The 19,364-nt window shown below is 73.9% G+C and carries 16 protein-coding genes; 13 read left to right on the top strand and 3 right to left on the bottom strand.

Going from position 1 to position 19,364, the window contains the following annotated elements; genetic code table 11:
• Window positions 1-33 precede the first annotated feature (33 nt).
• The 4 genes from argH to ACH4F6_RS18710 all read left to right on the top strand — a co-directional run bounded on the left by argH (window position 34) and on the right by ACH4F6_RS18710 (window position 4,842).
• Window positions 34-1,467, top strand: coding sequence for an argininosuccinate lyase (gene argH, locus ACH4F6_RS18725; protein WP_397961300.1), 1,434 nt, complete (start codon window positions 34-36; stop codon window positions 1,465-1,467).
• Between the two features lie 179 nt (window positions 1,468-1,646).
• Entirely contained in the window at window positions 1,647-2,618 is a 972-nt protein-coding gene (locus tag ACH4F6_RS18720) for an aldo/keto reductase (protein ID WP_397961299.1), read from the top strand.
• A 152-nt stretch (window positions 2,619-2,770) separates the two neighbouring features.
• Entirely contained in the window at window positions 2,771-3,322 is a 552-nt protein-coding gene (locus ACH4F6_RS18715; protein WP_397961298.1) for a TetR/AcrR family transcriptional regulator, read from the top strand.
• A complete protein-coding gene (locus ACH4F6_RS18710; protein ID WP_397961297.1) occupies window positions 3,319-4,842 on the top strand; it encodes an MFS transporter in 1,524 nt (507 codons plus the stop codon). Before ACH4F6_RS18715 ends, ACH4F6_RS18710 begins: the two co-directional genes overlap by 4 nt.
• Before the next feature lie 228 nt (window positions 4,843-5,070).
• On the opposite strand, the gene ACH4F6_RS18705 is transcribed toward ACH4F6_RS18710, so the two are convergent.
• Window positions 5,071-5,742, bottom strand: a complete 672-nt coding sequence (locus ACH4F6_RS18705) for a lysophospholipid acyltransferase family protein (protein ID WP_397961528.1) — start codon at window positions 5,740-5,742, stop codon at window positions 5,071-5,073.
• 450 nt (window positions 5,743-6,192) lie between these two features.
• On the opposite strand from ACH4F6_RS18705, the gene ACH4F6_RS18700 reads away from it, so the two are divergent.
• The 3 genes from ACH4F6_RS18700 to ACH4F6_RS18690 all read left to right on the top strand — a co-directional run bounded on the left by ACH4F6_RS18700 (window position 6,193) and on the right by ACH4F6_RS18690 (window position 8,519).
• Complete coding sequence (locus ACH4F6_RS18700; protein WP_397961296.1) at window positions 6,193-7,401, top strand: glycerophosphodiester phosphodiesterase; 1,209 nt, start codon at window positions 6,193-6,195, stop codon at window positions 7,399-7,401.
• A 68-nt stretch (window positions 7,402-7,469) separates the two neighbouring features.
• Window positions 7,470-7,976 (top strand): RNA polymerase sigma factor, encoded by a 507-nt coding sequence (locus tag ACH4F6_RS18695; protein ID WP_397961295.1) that lies wholly within the window; start codon window positions 7,470-7,472, stop codon window positions 7,974-7,976.
• Window positions 7,977-8,021: 45 nt separating this feature from the next.
• Window positions 8,022-8,519, top strand: a complete 498-nt coding sequence (locus ACH4F6_RS18690) for a GNAT family N-acetyltransferase (RefSeq protein ID WP_397961527.1) — start codon at window positions 8,022-8,024, stop codon at window positions 8,517-8,519.
• Between the two features lie 29 nt (window positions 8,520-8,548).
• On the opposite strand, the gene ACH4F6_RS18685 is transcribed toward ACH4F6_RS18690, so the two are convergent.
• Both ACH4F6_RS18685 and ACH4F6_RS18680 read right to left on the bottom strand, forming a co-directional pair.
• Entirely contained in the window at window positions 8,549-8,965 is a 417-nt protein-coding gene (locus tag ACH4F6_RS18685; RefSeq protein WP_397961294.1) for a hypothetical protein, read from the bottom strand.
• A 1-nt stretch (window position 8,966) separates the two neighbouring features.
• Window positions 8,967-9,326: a hypothetical protein gene (locus tag ACH4F6_RS18680; protein WP_397961293.1), complete on the bottom strand. Its 360-nt coding sequence runs from the start codon at window positions 9,324-9,326 to the stop codon at window positions 8,967-8,969.
• A 574-nt stretch (window positions 9,327-9,900) separates the two neighbouring features.
• Here ACH4F6_RS18680 and ACH4F6_RS18675 point away from each other — a divergent pair.
• The 6 genes from ACH4F6_RS18675 to cobT all read left to right on the top strand — a co-directional run bounded on the left by ACH4F6_RS18675 (window position 9,901) and on the right by cobT (window position 19,247).
• Window positions 9,901-10,944: a methionine ABC transporter ATP-binding protein gene (locus ACH4F6_RS18675; RefSeq protein WP_397961292.1), complete on the top strand. Its 1,044-nt coding sequence runs from the start codon at window positions 9,901-9,903 to the stop codon at window positions 10,942-10,944.
• Entirely contained in the window at window positions 10,941-11,678 is a 738-nt protein-coding gene (locus tag ACH4F6_RS18670) for a methionine ABC transporter permease (RefSeq protein WP_397961291.1), read from the top strand. The genes ACH4F6_RS18675 and ACH4F6_RS18670 overlap by 4 nt, the downstream gene beginning before the upstream one ends.
• 90 nt (window positions 11,679-11,768) lie before the next feature.
• Window positions 11,769-12,596, top strand: a complete 828-nt coding sequence (locus ACH4F6_RS18665) for a MetQ/NlpA family ABC transporter substrate-binding protein (RefSeq protein WP_397961290.1) — start codon at window positions 11,769-11,771, stop codon at window positions 12,594-12,596.
• A gap of 171 nt (window positions 12,597-12,767) precedes the next feature.
• On the top strand, window positions 12,768-13,406 hold the full coding sequence (locus ACH4F6_RS18660; RefSeq protein WP_397961289.1) for a GNAT family N-acetyltransferase: 639 nt from the start codon (window positions 12,768-12,770) through the stop codon (window positions 13,404-13,406).
• Between the two features lie 94 nt (window positions 13,407-13,500).
• Entirely contained in the window at window positions 13,501-14,718 is a 1,218-nt protein-coding gene (gene cbiE, locus ACH4F6_RS18655) for a precorrin-6y C5,15-methyltransferase (decarboxylating) subunit CbiE (RefSeq protein ID WP_397961288.1), read from the top strand.
• A gap of 365 nt (window positions 14,719-15,083) precedes the next feature.
• Window positions 15,084-19,247: a nicotinate-nucleotide--dimethylbenzimidazole phosphoribosyltransferase gene (gene cobT / locus ACH4F6_RS18650; protein ID WP_397961287.1), complete on the top strand. Its 4,164-nt coding sequence runs from the start codon at window positions 15,084-15,086 to the stop codon at window positions 19,245-19,247.
• Window positions 19,248-19,364 lie beyond the last annotated feature (117 nt).

The following is a 19,364-nucleotide window of genomic DNA, read 5'->3' as shown; positions in this document are numbered from 1 at the left end:
GGAGTACCCGCACCCCCTCAAGGAGCGACCCGAGTGAGCAGCAACAGCGGTGACGTCCGGCTCTGGGGCGGCCGTTTCGCCGACGGTCCCGCCGAGGCCCTGGCGAAGCTGTCCGCGTCCGTCCACTTCGACTGGCGGCTCGCGCCGTACGACATCGCCGGTTCGCGCGCCCACGCGCGCGTGCTGCACAAGGCGGGCCTGCTCACGGACGGCGAGCTGACGGACATGCTCGCCGGCCTGGACCGGCTCGAGGCGGACGTGGCGGACGGCTCCTTCACCGGCACCATCGCCGACGAGGACGTCCACACCGCCCTGGAGCGCGGCCTGCTGGAGCGCCTCGGCCCCGACCTCGGCGGCAAGCTGCGCGCGGGCCGGTCGAGGAACGACCAGGTCGCCACCCTCTTCCGCATGTACCTGCGGGACCACGCCCGGATCATCGGCGGCCTGATCGCCGGCCTCCAGGACGCGCTGATCGGCCTGGCGGAGGCCCACCCGGACGTGGCGATGCCCGGCCGCACCCACCTCCAGCACGCCCAGCCCGTCCTCTTCGCCCACCACGTGCTCGCCCACGTGCAGTCCCTGTCCCGGGACGCCGAGCGGCTGCGCCAGTGGGACGACCGCACGGCCGTCTCGCCGTACGGCTCGGGAGCGCTCGCGGGTTCCTCCCTCGGCCTCGACCCCGAGGCGGTGGCGAAGGACCTGGGCTTCGAGCACGGCAGCGTAGGCAACTCCATCGACGGCACGGCGTCGCGCGACTTCGTCGCCGAGTTCGCCTTCATCACGGCGATGATCGGCGTGAACCTCTCCCGGATCGCCGAGGAGATCATCATCTGGAACACGAAGGAGTTCTCCTTCGTGACCCTGCACGACGCGTTCTCCACGGGCTCGTCGATCATGCCGCAGAAGAAGAACCCCGACATCGCGGAGCTGGCCCGCGGCAAGAGCGGCCGCCTGATCGGCAACCTGACCGGGCTGCTGGCCACCCTCAAGGCGCTGCCCCTCGCCTACAACCGCGACCTCCAGGAGGACAAGGAGCCGGTCTTCGACTCCTGCGACCAGCTGGAGGTCCTGCTCCCCGCCTTCACCGGCATGGTCGCCACCCTCACCGTCCACCGCGAGCGCATGGAGGAACTGGCCCCGGCCGGCTTCTCCCTCGCCACCGACATCGCCGAGTGGCTGGTCAAGCAGGGCGTGCCCTTCCGGGTGGCGCACGAGGTCGCCGGCGAGTGCGTGAAGGCCGCCGAGGCCGAGGGCAAGGAGCTGGACGAGCTGACGGACGAGCAGTTCGCCAAGATCTCCGCCCATCTGACCCCCGAGGTCCGCTCGGTCCTCAACGTGCCGGGCGCCCTGGCCTCCCGCGACGGCCGCGGCGGCACGGCCCCGAGCGCGGTGGCGGTCCAGCTGGCGGAGGTCAAGGCGGACGTGGCGGCCCAGCACGAGTGGGCGACCGCCAAGCAGCGGGGCTGACCGGGCGTCCCGGAGCGGGGGAGGGGAGCCGGGCGGGCCGGCGCGACGCACCGCCCCGCCCCGCCCCCGCCGAGGGCGGCACCACCCGGGTGCGCCCGCGGCCCCGGCGGGCGAGCGCGGCGTCGTCGCGGGTTACGTTGGTCGCGAGCCGAACCGGAGCCGACCCAACGGAGCCCGCGATGCCCTTCGCCCGTCTCGCGACCGCCACGACGCCCACCTGTCACATCGGCCTGGGCCTCGCCGCCGTGGGCCGTCCCGGCTACATCAACCTCGGCCGGGACCGCGACCTCGGGGACGACCGCGGCGTCGAGGCGCTGCGCGCCCGCACCCACGAACTCCTCGACGCCGCCTACGCCCAGGGCGTCCGCTACATCGACGTCGCGCGCTCCTACGGCCGGTCCGAGGAGTTCCTCGCCGACTGGCTGAGGGCGCGCCCCGACGTCGACGACGTCGTCGTGGGCAGCAAGTGGGGCTACACCTACACCGCCGGCTGGACCACCGACGCCGAGCGGCACGAGGTCAAGGACCACGGCCTCGGGACGTACGAGCGCCAGCGCGCCGAGACGGCCGAACTGCTCGGCGACCGGCTCGACCTCTACCAGATCCACTCGGTGACGCCCGACAGCCCCGCCCTCACCGACAAGGAACTCCACGCGGAGCTGGCCCGAGCCGCGGCCCAGGGCCTCACCGTCGGCTTCTCCACCAGCGGTCCCGCCCAGGCGGACGCCATCCGCGCCGCCCTCGCCGTCACGGTCGACGGCACCCCCCTCTTCCGCACCGTCCAGTCGACGTACAACGTCCTGGAGACCTCGGCCGGACCCGCCCTCGCCGAGGCGCACGAGGCCGGACTGACGGTGATCGTCAAGGAGGGCATGGCCAACGGCCGCCTCACCGAGCCGCACGCGCCGGACGCCCTGAAGGCGGTGGCCCGGCAGACCGGCCTCGGCTGTGACGCCGTGGCCCTCGCGTGGATCCTCCGGCAGCCGTGGGCCGGGGTCGTCCTCTCCGGCGCGGCGACCGCCGCCCAGCTCGCCTCCAACCTGCACGCGGCCGTCGTCGACCTCGACGAGGACCAGCTGTCCGGGCTCGCCGGGCTGGCCGAGGAGCCGAGCGCCTACTGGGAGCGGCGCGGCCGGCTGCCCTGGCACTGAGGCCGGGCGCGTCCGGGCGGCGGCCCCCCGGCCCGGACACGCCGCGTCACGTCGCGGCCCATGGACCCGGCCGCACGCGGGAAAGCCCCGACATGTGAATCACGCACGCCCATGATGAGACATCAATGTCTCACATGGTCTACCCTTGTCTCATGGCCGTCGATCGTGACCACGTACTGCGCAGTGCCGCAGCCCTGCTGACCCGCAAGTCCACCGCGACCATGGACGAGGTGGCCAAGGCCGCCGGGATCAGCCGGGCCACGCTGCACCGCCACTTCGCCGGCCGCGACGCGCTCGTCCGCGCCCTCGAGGCGCTCGGCATCGAGGAGTGCGACGCGGCCCTGGACGCGGCCCGCCTGGACGACGGCCCGGCACGCGAAGCCGTACACCGCCTGGTGCGCGAGATCGAACCGGCCGCCGGGCTGCTCGCCTTCCTCTACACAGAGAACCAGCTGTTCGAGGGCGAGGAGCAGAACGCGGGCTGGGCCCGGATCGACGACCGCATCGCGGCCCTGTTCCGGCGCGGCCAGTCGAGCGGAGAGTTCCGCATCGACCTCACCCCGGCCTGGCTGACCGAGGCGCTCTACGGCCTGCTGGCCTCCGGCGCCTGGGCGGTCGCGGAAGGCCGGGTCGCCCGCAACGACTTCACGTACATGATCGTCGAGCTGTTGCTCGGCGGCGCACTGCGGAGAGAGGAATCATGACCAGCACCCTGCAGCCGGTGACCACGCCCGGGGCGGTGAAGCGCCCGGGCCGCTGGCTCGCGCTGTCCGTCCTCGTGCTCGCCGTGCTGCTGGTGGCCGTCGACGCGACCGTCCTCGGCCTCGCGACCCCGTACATCAGCGAGGACCTCGGGCCCTCCGGCACCCAGCTGCTGTGGATCGGCGATGTCTACTCCTTCGTCATCGCCGGCCTGCTCGTGTCGATGGGCAGCCTCGGCGACCGCATCGGGCGCAAGCGCATCCTGCTCGGCGGCGCCACCGCGTTCGGGCTGATATCCGTCCTGAACGCCTACGCGACGACGCCGGAGATGATGATCGCGGCCCGGGCGCTGCTCGGTGTCGCCGGCGCGACCCTGATGCCGGCCACGCTCGCCCTGATCCGCAACCTCTTCCACGACCCGCGCGAGCGCAGCCTCGCGGTGGGCATCTGGGGCGCGACGGCCTCCGCCGGCACGGCGGTCGGCCCCCTCGTCGGCGGCTTCCTCCTCGAGCACTTCTGGTGGGGTTCGGTCTTCCTGATCAACCTGCCCGTGATGGTGGTCCTCGTCCTCGTCGGCGTCAGGACCCTCCCCGAGTCCCGCGACCCCGCCCCGGGCCCCTGGGACCTGGCGGGTGTCCTCCTGTCGCTGGTCGGCATGATCGGCGTGGTCTACGCCGTCAAGGAGGCCGCCGCGCACGGCTTCACCCGGTCCACGTTCACCGCGGGCGTGCTGGGCGCGGCCGCGCTGTACGGCTTCGTACGCCGTCAGCTGCGGCTCCCGGCACCGCTGCTGGACATGCGCCTGTTCCGCAACCGCGGCTTCAGCGGCGCGGTGCTGGCCGACCTGCTGACCGTCCTCGGCATGTCCGGCCTGGTCTTCTTCCTGTCGCAGTACCTGCAACTCGTGCAGGGCAGGCGGCCGTTCGAGGCGGGGCTGGCGGAGCTCCCCGCGGCGCTCGGCGCCGTGGCGGCCGGTCTGGTCGCCGGCCGGGCCGCCCGCCGCTTCAGCGTCCGGGCGGTCGTCTCCGGCGGCCTCACGGCCATCGGCCTCGCGCTCGCCGCCCTGACGGTGATCGACGAGACCACCGGTTATCCGCTCCTGGGAGCGGCCCTGCTGCTCGTCGGCGTGGGAGCCGGCTTCTCCTTCACGGTCACGGCCGACGTGATCCTGTCCTCCGTGCCCAAGGAGCAGGCGGGCGCGGCCTCGGCGGTGTCGGAGACCGCGTACGAACTGGGCGCCGCCCTCGGCATCGCGGTGCTGGGCTCGATCGTGACCGGCGTCTACCGGGGTTTCGCCGTCCCGGCCGGCGCCCCGGCCGAGGTGCACGAGTCGCTCGGCGGCGCGGTCGAGGCGGCGGGACACCTGCCCCCGACGACCGCCCACGAACTGCTCGCCTCGGCGAGGGAGTCCTTCACCGAGGGCCTGACGCTCGCCGCCGGCGCGGGCGCCGCGGTCCTCCTCGCAACGGCACTCACCGCCTGGTTCATGCTCCGCAACGAACGCCTGGATAACCGGCCCTGAGGAGCGGGCGGCCGGACAGCCGGCCTCAAGGAGCGCGGGGAACGGCGCGAGCGACCACGAACGACCCGCACCCGCCGTGCTTCCCGCGCCCGGGCGGCGATGGGGCGTCCGCCGTGCGGCACAGCACACCGCAGCGGGCGGTCGCACAGCCGGCCTCGAGGGGCGAGGGGAACGGCGCGACCAGCCCCCACGGACCCGCACCCGAGGACCGCCCGACCGCCGGAGGCGCTACGCCGCCTTCGCCTTCGTGGCGTACATGTCCACGTACTCCTGCCCCGACAGCCGCATGACCTCGGTCATCACCGAGTCGGTCACCGCCCGCAGCACGTACCGGTCCCGGTCCATCCCCTCGTACCGGGAGAACTCCATCGCCTCGCCGAACCGCACGGTGACCCGGCTCGGCCGGGGCATCCCCGACCCGCCCGGCTGGATCTTGTCCGTGCCGATCATCGCGAACGGCACGACCGGCGCGCCGGTCATCAGGGTGAGCCGGGCGATACCCGTACGACCCCGGTACAACCGCCCGTCGGGCGAGCGGGTCCCCTCCGGGTAGATCCCGAAGACCCTGCCCTCCTCCAGGATCCGCCGCCCGGTCATCAGGGCGGCGACCCCGCCCTTGCCGCCGTCGCGGTCGACCGGGATCATGCCGACGCCGGTGAAGAACCAGGCCATCAGCCGGCCCTTGAAGCCCTTGCCGGTGACGTACTCGTCCTTGCCGATGAAGCAGACCTGCCGGTCGCACACGAGCGGCAGGATCATCGAGTCGATGAAGGTGAGGTGGTTTCCGGCCAGGATGACCGGACCATCGCCCGGGATGTGCTCCACGCCTTCGACCCGGGGACGGAACATCAGGCGCATGACCGGTCCGAGCACTGCCTTGATGAGCGCGAAGCGGGACAACGAGCCCTCCGATGTCAAGGGATAGCGGTATGAGTCTGTGCAGGTGAGGACGATACTCGTGGCCCCCCGGGTACCGCACACCGGGTTCACCCAGGCCTTACGCACTGTTGACGTACGTTTACCCGAACGGGTGCACCGTCGCCGGTCCGTCACCCGGCCGGAACGAGGTGCGAGGACACCGCGGCCGGCGCACCGGGGGGCGGAGCCACGGGGGGATCGCCGCACTGCTGCCGGTGTCGGCCGCCGCCGTCACCGTTCCGACCCGCAGGCGACCGGCGTCCGACACCGACCGGCTACCCCGCCTCGCCGCCCGAAACCGAGGAGCCGTCAATCTGCGTCTCGGGTACGCCATTCGCTGTCGTCCTCGTGTTCGGATCGAGGTCTCCCTCCGGCCATGTGCGCGCCCCTACGATCGGCGCGCACGGGACGAGCCCACGGCAGGAGGCCCTCATGGGGACGCAGGAGTCGCACAGGACGCAGGACGCGCGGGAGCCGGAGGACCGGGCGGGCGGAACCGGACGGCGGGCGTTCCTCGGGGCGGCCGCGGCACTCGGCGCCGCCGGCACGACGCTCGGTCTGACCGGCACCGCGAGGGCGGCCGGGACGCGGTCCGCCGCGGCCCGCGGCGGCAGGGGGCTCAAGAGCCTGCCCGTGCCGACGATCATCGGTCACCGGGGTGCCAGCGGCTACCGGCCCGAGCACACCCTCGGCTCCTACCAGCTCGCCCTCGACCTGGGCGCCGACATCGTCGAGGCCGGCGACCTCGTCCCCACCAAGGACGGCCACCTCGTCTGCCGGCACGAGCCGGAGATCGGCGGCACCACGGACGTGGCGAGCCACCCCGAGTTCGCCGGCCGCAGGACCACCAAGGTCCTCGACGGCGTCCCGACCACCGGCTGGTTCACCGAGGACTTCACGCTCGCCGAGCTGAAGACCCTGCGCGCCACCGAGCGCATCCCGGCCAACCGCCCGCACAACACCCTCTACGACGGACGCTGGGAGATCCCCACCTTCGAGGAAGTCCTGAAGTGGCAGGACGAGCAGACCCGCGCGCGCGGCGAGCAGGTGTGGATCTACCCCGAGCTCAAGCACCCCACCTACTTCCGCAAGCTGGGACTGGGCCTGGAGGAGCGGGTCGCCAAGCTGCTGCGCCGGCACGGCAAGGACGGCAAGAACGCGCCGGTCATCCTCCAGTCCTTCGAGCCGACCAGCGTCGAACGCCTGAACAAGCTGGTCGACAACCCCCTCGTCGTCCTCCTCTCCGGCGCCACCACCCGCCCCTGGGACTTCGTCGAGACGGGCGACCCGCGCACCGTCGCCGACCTCGTCACCCGCAAGGGGCTGCGCGAGATCGCCGGCTACGCCCAGGGCATCGGCCCCACCCTCGACCTGGTCGTGCCGAAGGACGCGGCCGGCAACCTCACCACCCCGACCACCCTGGTGAGGGACGCCCACGCGGTCGGCCTGATCCTGCACCCGTACACCCTGCGCAACGAGAACCCCTTCCTGCCCGCGAACCTCCGCAGGGGCACCGGCGCGGACGCCTACGGAGACGTCTTCGGCGCCTACCGGGCGTACTTCGCGACCGGCATCGACGGCATCTTCACCGACCAGCCCGACACCGGCCTGCTGGCCCGGGAGGACCACGTCAACGGCTGAGCGACCCGTCAGGGTGACACACCGGCCGGCCGGGCAACCCGCGGCCCGGCGGCCGCGTCGTGCCGTACATGGAGCACGACCTGCTGGCCGTCCTGCGCCCCCAGCTCGCCGCGGAGGCCTCCGCCGAGGCGCACGCCACCGGCACCGAACCCGCCGACCTCGAACAGGCGGTGTGGCTGCGCCTCCTGGAACGCCTCGCCGCCGACGGCCCGCCCCCCGACCCGCAGGGCTGGCTGCGCCGCGCCGTCCGCGCCGAGTCCCGCCGCGCCCGCCGTACGGCCCGCCGGGAACGGCCGTACGCGGGCGATCCCGCTGACGACGGCGAGCGCGGCCCCGAGCACCTCGCCCTCACGGCGGCCCGCCACCGCGCCCTGCGTGACGCGGTGCACCGCCTCCCCGGCCGGTGCCCCCGGCTCCTGCGGGCCCTGCTGTCACCGCGGGACCTCACGTACCACGAGATCGCGGGGGAGTTGGGTATCTCACAGGGCAGTCTCGGGCCGGAACGTTCCCGATGTCTGGGATGTCTGCGGCGTCTGCTCGCACAGGAGGTTGCGACCCGCGAAGCGCGGGGATAGGAGTGAAGGACCCCAGGCGATCAGGTGAGCGGGAGGCGTGCGCACATGGGCATGAGCGTGACCATCTCGGTGGCGACCGAGCAGGACGCGGAGCAGATCTTCAGGCTGCAGTACCTGTGCTTCCAGAGCGAAGCCGCGCTGTACGGCAACTACCGCATCGCCCCCCTCGTCCAGTCCCTCGACTCGGTCCGGCAGGAACTGGCCGCCGACTGCGTCTTCGTGGCCCGGCTGGGCGAGGAGGTCGTCGGCTCGGTCCGCGGCACCATCACCGAGGACGGCGCCGCCGCCATCGGCAAGCTCTGCGTCCACCCCCGCCTCCAGGGCCACGGCATCGGCGCGCGACTGCTGCGCGCGGCCGAGGCGGCCCTGGCCGAGGAGCGCGGCGCCAAGAGGTTCCGCCTCCACACGGGCCACCGCAGCGAGGGCAACCTCCGCCTGTACCGCCGCGTGGGCTACGAGACGGTGGGCACCGCCGAGGGCGCGGACGGCGTACCGATGATCGTCCTGGAGAAGGCGGCCGGAGAGTACGCGGCCACGGCCTGACCGCCGCGGCCACGTCCTGGTCGTCGCGGCTACGGCTTGGCCGTGCGGGACCGCCGCAGCCAGTACATGGCGGACAGCGGCAGCAGCACGGGGATGAACACGTACCCCATCCCGTACTTCGACCACACGGTCGCGTCCGGGAAGGCGGACGGCTCGATCAGCGTCCAGGTACCGACGATCAGCACACCCGCGAGTTCGGCGGCGCAGCACACCTGTGCCGCCCGGCGGGCCCTCTCCCCGCCCCGCACCAGCGAATAGGTGATGAACCCGTACACCAGCCCCGCCACGGCCGACAGCGTGTAGGCCAGCGGCGCCCGGTCGAACTCCGTGGCGATCTGGTACGCCGACCGCGACACGGCGCCGACCACCATCACGCCGTAGAACCACACCAGCACCAGGCCCGGCCCGCCGATCAGTCGTGCCGGCTTGTCCTGAACGGCCGTCACCTCAGCCTCCCCAGATGTCGTAGAGGCGCACCTCGAGGACGGCGAGCACCACACCGCCGGCCGCGACCGTCACCGAACCCCAGCGGGTCCGCTCGGCCAGCGACATGAACCCCGCCGCCGGCACGCACGCGAACGCCCCCAGCAGATACGCCACGAAGATCGTCGTGCCCTGCGCCGGCTCCTCGCCCCGCGCCAGCTGCACGAAGCCGACCACCAGCTGCACCAGGGCCAGCACCGAGACCACGGCCATCCCGATGAAATGCCAGTCCTTCGTCGGCTGGTCACGGTGGGCCGCCCAGCCGCACCACGCGGCGAGCAGCAGTGCGGCGACACCGGTCACCAGCGTCAGGGCATCAAGCATGCAGTGACCTTATTACGCCGTAATCACCCCCCTGCGCCCGGGCTCGCGCCGCCGGGAACGGACGCACGCGAGGACCGTGGCGTTGGCCACAGCCCACCGGCCCCCGCCCCGGCGCCGCCCCGGCGCCGCCCGGGCGCCGAAGCCCCCGTCCGCCCTGTCCGCACTGGTCACCGGTGGGGGAGGCGGCCTGTGGACACGACCGCATACCGTCCACGACTGTCCAGAATGCGGACGCGGTGACGTGGTCAGGACCGTACGTCTGCTTTACTGATCGCATGACCACGACGAGCAGCCGCACCCTTGCGACCGAGGCGACCATGACGCCCGGTGCTCGTTGTACGTGTCGAATGTGCGCTTTCTAGAGGGCCCCCGCACCACCCCCGAGCTCGCGCCCCGAAGCGAGACGCCGTGGCACGCGCGCACGCCGTGAGCCGTACGCGACCCGAGCCGCGCCCCGCGCACATGTTCTCCCCCGGTTCCATCGCCACCGCGAGAACCGTGTCGCGTCCCTGACCGATTCGCCTCCGTGCCCGGGCACACCCACGCCCGCGCACTCGACAGTGACGGAATCCCAGTGATCACCACATCGGGCCTGACCAAGGTCTACCGCGCCCGCGGCCGTGAGGTCACCGCCCTGGACGGCGTCGATCTCCACGTCCGCGAAGGCGAGGTCTACGGCGTCATCGGCCAGTCCGGCGCCGGCAAGTCCTCGCTGATCCGCTGCATCAACCTGCTCGAGCGCCCCACCTCCGGCACGGTCACCGTCGCCGGACAGGACCTCACCGCCCTCGCCGGCCGCGGCCCGCGCGCGGGCCGGGAGCTCCGCCGGGCGCGCAGCCGCATCGGGATGGTCTTCCAGCACTTCAACCTGCTGTCCTCGCGGACCGTGCAGGACAACGTCGAGCTGCCGCTGGAGATCCTCGGGAAGTCCGGGAAGGAACGTTCCCGCAAGGCGCTGGAACTCCTCGAGCTGGTCGGCCTCGCCGACAAGGCCAAGTCCTACCCCGCCCAGCTCTCCGGCGGCCAGAAGCAGCGCGTCGGCATCGCCCGCGCCCTGGCCGGGGACCCCAAGGTGCTGCTCTCCGACGAGGCCACCAGCGCCCTCGACCCGGAGACCACCCGCTCCATCCTCCAGCTGCTGCGCGACCTGAACCGGCAGCTGGGCCTCACCGTCCTGCTCATCACCCACGAGATGGACGTCGTGAAGTCGATCTGCGACTCCGCCGCGCTCATGGAGAACGGCCGCGTCGTCGAGTCCGGCACCGTCAGCGAACTGCTCGCGACCCCCGGCTCGGAGCTGGCCTCCGCCCTCTTCCCGGTCGGCGGCGAGACCTCCGGCGACGACCGCACGGTCGTCGACGTCACCTTCCACGGCGAGGCCGCGACCCAGCCGGTCATCTCCCAGCTCTCGCGCACCTACAACATCGACATCTCCATCCTCGGCGCCGCGATCGACACCGTCGGCGGCCTCCAGGTCGGCCGGATGCGCATCGAACTGCCCGGCCGCTACGAGGAGAACGTCGTGCCGATCGGCTTCCTGCGCGAGCAGGGCCTCCAGATCGACCTACCGGGCGCCCCCGCACAGGAGCCCCTGCTGGTGAAGGACGGTGCCAAGTGACCTGGTCCCAGATGCAGCCCCTGCTCGAGCAGGCGTGTTGGGACACCCTCTACATGGTGGGCTGGTCCACGCTCATCGCCGTCGCCGGCGGCCTTCCGCTCGGCATCCTGCTCGTCCTCACCGACCGGGGCGGCCTGCTGCAGAACGTGGTCGCCGCCAAGGTGATCGGGCAGGTCGTGAACATCGCCCGCTCCATGCCGTTCATCATCCTGATGGTCGCGCTGATGGGCTTCACCCGCTCCCTCACCGGGACGACCATCGGCCGCGAGGCCGCGATCGTGCCGCTCGCCATCGGCGCCATCCCGTTCTTCGCGCGCCTCGTCGAGACGGCCGTCCGCGAGGTGGACGGCGGGCTCGTCGAGGCCGTGCAGGCGATGGGCGGCAACACCTGGACGATCGTGCGCAAGGTCCTCGTCCCCGAGTCGCTGCCGTCGCTGATCTCCAGCACCACCACCACGATCGTCGCCCTCATCGGCTACTCCGCGATGGCCGGCACCGTCGGCGCCGGCGGCCTGGGCGACATCGCCATCCGCTACGGCTACCAGCGCTTCGAGACCGAGCTGATGTGGATCACCGTCGCGATCCTCGCCGTCGTCATCTCGCTGATCCAGTTCGCCGGCGACTTCGCGGCCCGCTCCCTGCACCGCCGCGGCGGCCGCTCCGGCCCCGCGCCCCGGCTGCGGCTGCTGAAGGCCAAGGAGCCCGCGGCCGCGGACATCGGCAAGGTCGCCTGAGCCCGGCGCCCGCGCCCCGGGCCCACCCCCGAAGGAACTCCCCGTCCACCCGACACGGGGTCGCACCACCCATCAGGAAAGGCACTTTTCGTGCGTAACACCGCCAAGATCACCACCGCCGTCCTCGCCGCCGGAGCCCTCACCCTCGGGCTCACCGCCTGCGGCTCCGACAAGGACTCCGCCTCCGACACCAGCGGCCCCCTGGTCGTCGCCGCGAGCCCCGTCCCGCACGCCGAGATCCTCACCTACGTGAAGGACAACCTGGCCGAGAAGGCGGGCCTCGACCTCGAGGTCAAGGAGTTCACCGACTACGTCACGCCGAACACGGCGACGGAGGACGGCTCCGTGGGCGCCAACTACTTCCAGAACCAGCCGTACCTCGACGACTTCAACAAGAAGAACGGCACCCACATCGTGCCCGTCGTCACGGTCCACCTGGAGCCGCTCGGCCTCTACTCCAGCAAGGTCGAGAAGGTCGGCGACCTCAAGAGCGGGGCGACCGTCGCCGTCCCCAACGACACCGTCAACGAGGCCCGCGCCCTGAAGCTGCTCGCCGCCAACGGGCTCATCACCCTCAAGGACGGCGCCGGCAGCGCGGCCACCCCCGCCGACATCACCAAGAACCCCAAGAACCTCAAGTTCAAGGAGCTGGAGGCGGCCCAGACCCCGCGCTCCCTGAACGACGTGGACGCGGCCGTCGTCAACGGCAACTACGCCATCGAGGCCGACCTCAAGCCCGCCGAGGACGCCCTCGTCCTGGAGTCCGCCGAGAACAGCCCGTACGGCAACTTCCTCGCCGTGAAGGAGGGCAACGAGGACGACCCGCGCGTGAAGAAGCTCGCGAAGCTCCTCACCTCCCCCGAGGTCAAGAAGTTCATCGAGGACAAGTACGCCGGCTCCGTCATCGCCTCCTTCTGAGGCGTGTGACCGACCGGCCGGCCCGTCCGCGCACGCACGGGGTCCGCTCCCTCACACGGAGTGGACCCCGTGGTGCGTCGCAGTGCTTTCATGCTGCATGCTGGGCAGTTCAGCAGGCCTGACGGTCAGCCAGGTCGGATCCCGACGGTTTCGAAGGTTACGGAGCGGCGCATGACGAGCACCTTCCCCACCATCTCCATCAGCACGGAGCGGTTGGTGCTGCGTCCCCTCGACGAGGACGACGTGCCCGCCCTGACCGAGATGATGAACGACGAACAGGTCACCGCCTGGACCGACGTCCCCCAGCCCTTCACCGAGGACGGCGCCCGCACCTGGATCGGCGGGCGCGCCCCCGCCCGGCGGGCGGCGGGCCGCGGCCTCGACCTGGCCGTCACCGAGTTCCTCACCCAGCGGCTCGTCGGCGTCATCCAGCTCGGCAGGACGAACTGGCACGTCCGCTCCACCGAGCTGTCGTACATCGTCGCCCCCTGGGCCCGCGGCGAGGGCTACGCCTCCGAGGCCGCGCTGGCCACCGCCCAATGGCTGTTCACCGACCAGAAGTTCGAGCGCATCGAGCTGCGCACGGCCGCCGACAACACCGCCTCGCAGCAGGTCGCGCAGAAGATCGGCTGTATCAGCGAGGGCGTCCTGCGCAACGCGTGCATAGCCCGCGCCCGCGCCGAGGACGGCACCTGGACCGAGGTGCGCACCGACTTCATCGTCTGGAGCCTGCTCCCGGAGGACCTGGAGGGCGCCGGGGAACAGCTCGCGGAGAGCGGTGGCTTCACGTCGTACACCGACTGGAACTGATCCTCCGGACACCGCGCCACAGCGGCCCGGCCCCGGTGGACCAGGTACCCTCACCAAGCCCGCTGCCTGTGCGAACCCCGGGAGACTGACGACGATGGCCGACCGCGTCACGGTGATCGGCTGGGACGGCTCGCCGCTGACCGCCGCGGCCCGCTCCGCCCTGGGTGCCGCCACCCTGGTGGCCGGCGCCGCCCACCACCTGGCGCTGCCCGAAGTGCCGCCCGCCGCCGAACGCGTCCGGCTCGGCAGCGTGGCCCTCGCCGCCCGCCGCATCGCCGCCCACCGCGGCAGCGCGGTGGTGCTCGCCGACGGGGACCCCGGCTTCTTCGGCGTCGTCCGCACCCTGCGCGCCCCCGAGTTCGGCCTCGAGGTCGAGGTCGTCCCGGCCGTCTCCTCCGTCGCCGCCGCCTTCGCCCGCGCCGGCATGCCGTGGGACGACGCCGAGGTGGTGGTCGCACACCGGCGCACCCTGCGCCGCGCGGTGAACGTGTGCCGCGCCCACACCAAGGTCGCCGTCCTCACCTCGCCCGGCGCCGGCCCTGCCGAACTCGGCCTGCTCCTGGAGGGCGTCCACCGCACCTTCGTCGTCTGCGAGGAACTCGGCACCGACCGCGAGCGGGTCGCCGTCGTCACCTCCGACAAGGCCGCCGACCACACCTGGCGCGACCCCAACGTCGTCATCGTCATCGGCGGACCGGCCGGTCCCGCGGCCACGGCGGACGGCGGCTGGATCGCCGGCCGCGACCCCGGCGCCGGCCCGCGCGGCTGGGCCCTGCCCGCCGATGTGTACGGCGCCGACCTCGGCGAGGGCGAGTCCGAACTGCTCCGGACGGCCCAGCTCGCCCGGCTCGGCCCGCGCGTCGGCGACCTCGTCTGGGACATCGGCTGCGGCAGCGGCGCCTTCGCGACCGACGCCGCGCGCGCGGGGGCCGCCGTCCTCGCCGTCGACCACGACCTCCAGGCGTGCGCCCGCACCGACGCCGCCGCGCGCCGCCACGGCGTCCAGCTCCAGATCGTCCGCGGCAGCGCCCCGCACGTGCTGGAGAACCTGCCCGAACCCGACGTCGTCCGGATCGGCGGCGGGGGAGCGGCCGTCGTCTCCGCGGTCGCCGACCGGCGCCCCCAGCGCATCGTCACCCACGCCATGACCCGTGACGCCGCCGAACTCGTCGGCCGCGACCTGACCGAGCACGGCTACCGCGTCGAGTGCGCCCTGCTCCAGTCCGTCCAACTCGACACACGGGCCTGGACGGAGACGGAACGGAGCGTCGCGTTCCTGCTCAGCGGGATCCTGCCGGACCGTCCGGCGTGACCCGGTTCGCCTCCCGGTGATCCTGTTGTCGTACCGCTCGCGGTAGGCTGGCCGATCGTCGTACCGCATCCGGTCGCCCGGCACTTCGTCGGTCAATGTCCGGAAAACGCATCCGTTTTGGAAGGCGTGTGGTAGGGCGTGACCGGAGGGCGCGCAACGTGGCGCAGTCCACAGCGGAGCGTCGCGGATCAGCCTGTCGCGACGCGGCGGCGGCCGCGACAATGCCACTGAATGGCTTTGTCGTCTTTTCCGGGCGGGTCGTTCGTGCCGCTGGGCGCGGACGCTCGTTCTTCACTACGGGGCGGTCGGTGCGCCGTTCCGGTGAGCTGGTCGTAGGAGCACTAACCGATGGGCGAGGGGTACGCATGACCGACACCGGCCAGGTCCCGGGCGAGGGGCTGCCGGAGAACGCAGGCATGGTGGAGCAGCCGGGCGTCTCCGCGCCCGGCGCGTACACCTACCTCTCCGAGACCACCGCCGAGGACGAAGACCTGTTGCTGCTGCCGGGCGCCCAGAGCGCCTGGGGCAACGAGGTGGCGCCGCCCGCGCCCGAGCCGGTGGTCGAGGCCGTGCACGAACCGGGCCCGCACGAGACGGCCGGCCGCGACAGCGGCTCGGTCGACCTCAGCGGCGTCCGCCTGCCCGGGCCGACGGCGCCGACGACCCCGATCCCGCCGATCACCCCCCGCCGCCCGCTGCACCTGGGCCCGCCCATCCCGGACGCCTCCGCCAGCCCGGTCCGCTCCCTCGCCGACCGCGGCCCCGCCGGAGCACCGGTGCGCCATGCCGCCGCGCCCGCCTCGGGTCCCGAGTACCTCGACGTCCCGCCCGTGCGCGAGACGCCCCCGCAGGGCGCGGCTCCCTGGGGCGCCCAGGTCGCGGCCCCGGCGCAGGTCGCTCCAGGGGCGGCTCCTGCGGAAACGGTTGTTCCGGGGACCCCGCCGCAGGCCGAGCCGGCGGGCGTCGCCCAGGCGGTCGTGGCTCGCGTGGCCACGGAGGCCGTCGCCGCCACGGGCGTCCCGCAGGAGGAGCACGCCCCCGCGCACGCGGCCGACGCCGCGCAGGCCGTGTACGCCGGTCAGGGCGCCGAGTCCGGCGGCGCGGGCACGGCTCCCGTGACGGGCGGCGCCGGTGAGGCCGCGCCCGTGACGGCGCAGGCGGCGCCGCACGTGCCCGTGACGGAACCCGGCCCCGTCCCCGCGCCGGCCCCCGGCCAGGCGGCGGAGCCCGCCGCCGCGCCGACCGCGGACCAGCAGGCGCCCGTGGCCCAGGCGCCGGAAGCCGCGCCGGTCCCCGGGGGCGAGCCCGCGGACGAGGCGGTCGCCGCCGCTCCCGCGGACGTTCCGGCACCGCAGCCGGTCCCGGCGGAGGCCGCACCGGTGGAGGCCGCCCCGGTGGAGCCGGTCGCTCTTCCCGGCACGCACGCTTCCGGGGCCGCTCAGGTCTCCGGCACGGCCGAGGCTCCGGCGGCATCCGCGACCGAGGCCGCCCCGGCGCCCGTGTCCGCCCCCGTCACCGAGGCCCTCACCGCAGAGGCCCCCGCCACCGAGACGCCCGTCACCGAGGCCCCCGACACCGAGATGCCCGTCACCGAGGTGACCGCGCAGGAAGCGGCGCCCGCAGCCGAGGCGGCCGTCGCCGACGCACCCGGAACCGCCCCGGAGGCCCCGGCTGCCGACGCGGCGCGGGCTCCGCAGGCGCCCGCGCCCGAGCAGCCCGCGCCCGAGGCCGTCCCGCAGGCTCCGGTCGCCCCTGTCGTCGAAGCGGCTCAGGCCCCCGAGGTCCCCGCCGCGTCCGACCCCGCCCGGGCCGCGGAGCCGACGGCGCCCGCGACCGCCCAGGCCCCGGAGCAGGCCGAGTCCGCCCCGGAGCGGACCGCTCCCGCGCAGGAGCCGGTCGCCTCCGCCGCCGAACAGGCGGCCCCCGCTCCCGAGTCGGGCGCCCCCGCCCCCGAAGCGGCCGCCGTCTCCGCCCCGGTGGCCCCGGAAGCGGCCCCCGTCCCCGTCCCGGACACCCCTGCGGCGACCCAGGTGGCCGCCGTCGAGGCGCCCGACGACTCCGCCGTGGCCACCGCACCCGAGGCGGCCCCCCTCGTGGACACCTCCACCGCTTCCGCCGAGGCCACCCCCGCCGAGACCGCCCCCGTCGAGCCGGCACCCCAGCAGGCCGAGGCCGAGCAGGCGCCGCAGGAGCAGCCCGTGGCGGAACCCGCCGCCGGGGCCGCCCCGCAGGGCCACCCCGCACCGGAGTCCCCCTCCGCGGCGGACCAGCAGGCGGAGCCCGCGCACGCGGCCCCGGTGCCCGCCCATCTCGTGGACCCGGCATCTCACATCGCGGACTCGTCGGTGCCCGTCGAGGCGGAGGCGCTCGCGGAGCCCGCCCCCGCCCCCGCCACCGCGCCCCCCGCCGACGCCGCGCCCGCGCCGCATCAGCCGGACGCCTCGCTGGGCCGGTTCGTGGCCGTGGACGGCACGGTGCCCACCGCCCCGCACCTCGCCCCGACCCCCCCGCACCCGGTGGTGCTCCCGGACCAGCCGCAGGAGTCCGCGGCGCGGACCGTGACCCCCGCCGCGCCGGCGGCCGAGGTCCGCGCGGCCACCGTCCCCGCCCCCCGCGAAGCGGAGGCCCCCGTCGCGGCCGCCCCGCGGGCGGAGCCCGGCTCCGACCCGAACGTCGCGCAGAGCCCGGAGGACCTGGACACCAGGGCCGCCGACCAGGAAGAGGACCCGGCGGAGCGCCCGGACGACAGCCAGGAAGAGAGCACGGTCCCGGTGGAAGAAGCACGGCAGTCCACCGGCCCCGCCGCGCCCGCGTACGACGACGCCGAGCGCGAGGCCGTCCTGAAGGTGATGCGCGAGCGCCGTGACATCCGCAACGGCTTCCGCAGCGACCCGATCCCGCACGAGGTGCTGCTGCGCGTCCTGGAGGCCGCGCACACCGCGCCCTCCGTCGGCCACTCGCAGCCCTGGGACTTCGTCGTCATCCGCTCCGCCGACACCCGGCGCGCGATGCACGAACTGGCGATGCGCCAGCGCGACGCGTACGCCAAGTCGCTGCCCAAGGGCCGGGCGAAGCAGTTCAAGGAACTGAAGATCGAGGCCATCCTCGACACCCCGGTGAACATCGTGGTCACCGCCGACCCGACGCGCGGCGGGCGCCACACCCTGGGCCGCCACACCCAGCCGCAGATGGCGCCGTACTCCGCCGCGCTCGCCGTCGAGAACCTCTGGCTCGCCGCCCGCGCCGAGGGCCTCGGCGTCGGCTGGGTCAGCTTCTTCGACGAGCGCGAGATGGTCCGCGCCCTCGGCCTGCCCGAGCACCTCGAGGTCATCGCCTACCTGTGCGTGGGCTACGTCGACGAGTTCCCGGACGAGCCCGAGCTGATGCAGGCCGGCTGGGCCAAGCGCCGCCCGCTGTCGTGGGTCGTCCACGAGGAGACGTACGGCCGTCGCGCGCTGCCCGGCGAGGACCCGCACGACCTGCTCGCCGAGACGGTCGCCAGTGTCCGCCCGCTGGACGCCAAGGCGCTCGGCGAGGCCTGGGAGCGCCAGAAGCGCATGACGAAGCCGGCCGGGGCGCTCGGCATGCTGGAGATCATCTCCGCCCAGCTGTCCGGCCTGTCCCGCCAGTGCCCGCCGCCGATCCCGGAGCCCGCCGCCGTCGCGATCTTCGCCGGCGACCACGGGGTGCACGCGCAGGGCGTCACCCCCTGGCCGCAGGAGGTCACGGCCCAGATGGTCGCCAACTTCCTGGGCGGGGGAGCGGTCTGCAACGCCTTCGCGGCCCAGGTGGGCGCCGAGGTCTGCGTGGTGGACGTCGGCGTCGCCGCCGACCTCCCGGCCACCCCCGGACTGCTGCCGCGCAAGATCCGCGCGGGCACGTCGGACATGACCACCGGCCCCGCGATGACCCGCGAGGAGGCCAAGCACGCCATCGAGGTGGGCATCGAGACGGCCCGCGACCTGGTGGCGGCCGGCAACAAGGCGCTGCTCACCGGCGAGATGGGCATCGCGAACACGACGGCGTCCGCCGCCCTCATCTCCGTGTTCACGGGCGCCGACCCCGCCGAGGTCACCGGCCGCGGCACCGGCATCAACGACGAGACGCTCGCCCGCAAGACCGAGGTCGTGCGCCGTGCCCTCGAACTCCACCGGCCGGACCCGGCCGACCCCATCGGCGTCCTCGCCGCGATCGGCGGCTTCGAGCACGCCGCCATGGTCGGTCTCCTGCTGGGCGGCGCCTCGCTGCGCACGCCCGTGATCCTCGACGGCGTCAGCGCCGGCGCGGCCGCCCTGGTCGCCCGCGCCATCGCCCCCGAGGTCCTCGCGGCCTGCATCGCGGGCCACCGCAGCGCCGAGCCGGGCCACGTCGCTGCCCTGAACAAGCTCGGCCTGCGCCCCCTGGTCGACCTGGACCTGCGCCTCGGCGAGGGCACGGGCGCGCTCCTGGCCCTCCCGTTGGTCCAGAGCACGGCCCGCGCGATGCACGAGGTGGCGACCTTCGATTCGGCAGGGGTGACGGAGAAGTAGGCGCGAGGGGGCACCCGGGACGCGGGTTCCGGGCGCCCCCTCGGCCCGGGCGCGACGGCCGGCCGCCACCTGGTGACCGCCACCGCCCGGGGAACCCGGGGACGCCCCGGGCGCGAC

The sequence above is a fragment of the Streptomyces sp. NPDC017936 genome (assembly GCF_044328485.1).
Taxonomy (GTDB): Bacteria; Actinomycetota; Actinomycetes; order Streptomycetales; family Streptomycetaceae; genus Streptomyces.
Note: the sequence above shows the minus strand (reverse complement) of the source record. Positions and strands in the feature narration are given on the sequence as shown.

Excerpts from the sequence above, each read along its gene's own strand:
- ACH4F6_RS18710 (WP_397961297.1), top strand. The coding sequence starts at position 3,319 with ATGACCAGCACCCTGCAGCCGGTGACCACGCCCGGGGCGGTGAAGCGC.
- ACH4F6_RS18680 (WP_397961293.1), bottom strand. The coding sequence starts at position 9,326 with ATGCTTGATGCCCTGACGCTGGTGACCGGTGTCGCCGCACTGCTGCTC.
- cbiE (WP_397961288.1), top strand. The coding sequence starts at position 13,501 with ATGGCCGACCGCGTCACGGTGATCGGCTGGGACGGCTCGCCGCTGACC.
- ACH4F6_RS18715 (WP_397961298.1), top strand. The coding sequence starts at position 2,771 with ATGGCCGTCGATCGTGACCACGTACTGCGCAGTGCCGCAGCCCTGCTG.
- ACH4F6_RS18660 (WP_397961289.1), top strand. The coding sequence starts at position 12,768 with ATGACGAGCACCTTCCCCACCATCTCCATCAGCACGGAGCGGTTGGTG.
- ACH4F6_RS18690 (WP_397961527.1), top strand. The coding sequence starts at position 8,022 with ATGGGCATGAGCGTGACCATCTCGGTGGCGACCGAGCAGGACGCGGAG.
- ACH4F6_RS18720 (WP_397961299.1), top strand. The coding sequence starts at position 1,647 with ATGCCCTTCGCCCGTCTCGCGACCGCCACGACGCCCACCTGTCACATC.
- ACH4F6_RS18700 (WP_397961296.1), top strand. The coding sequence starts at position 6,193 with ATGGGGACGCAGGAGTCGCACAGGACGCAGGACGCGCGGGAGCCGGAG.
- ACH4F6_RS18695 (WP_397961295.1), top strand. The coding sequence starts at position 7,470 with ATGGAGCACGACCTGCTGGCCGTCCTGCGCCCCCAGCTCGCCGCGGAG.
- cobT (WP_397961287.1), top strand. The coding sequence starts at position 15,084 with ATGACCGACACCGGCCAGGTCCCGGGCGAGGGGCTGCCGGAGAACGCA.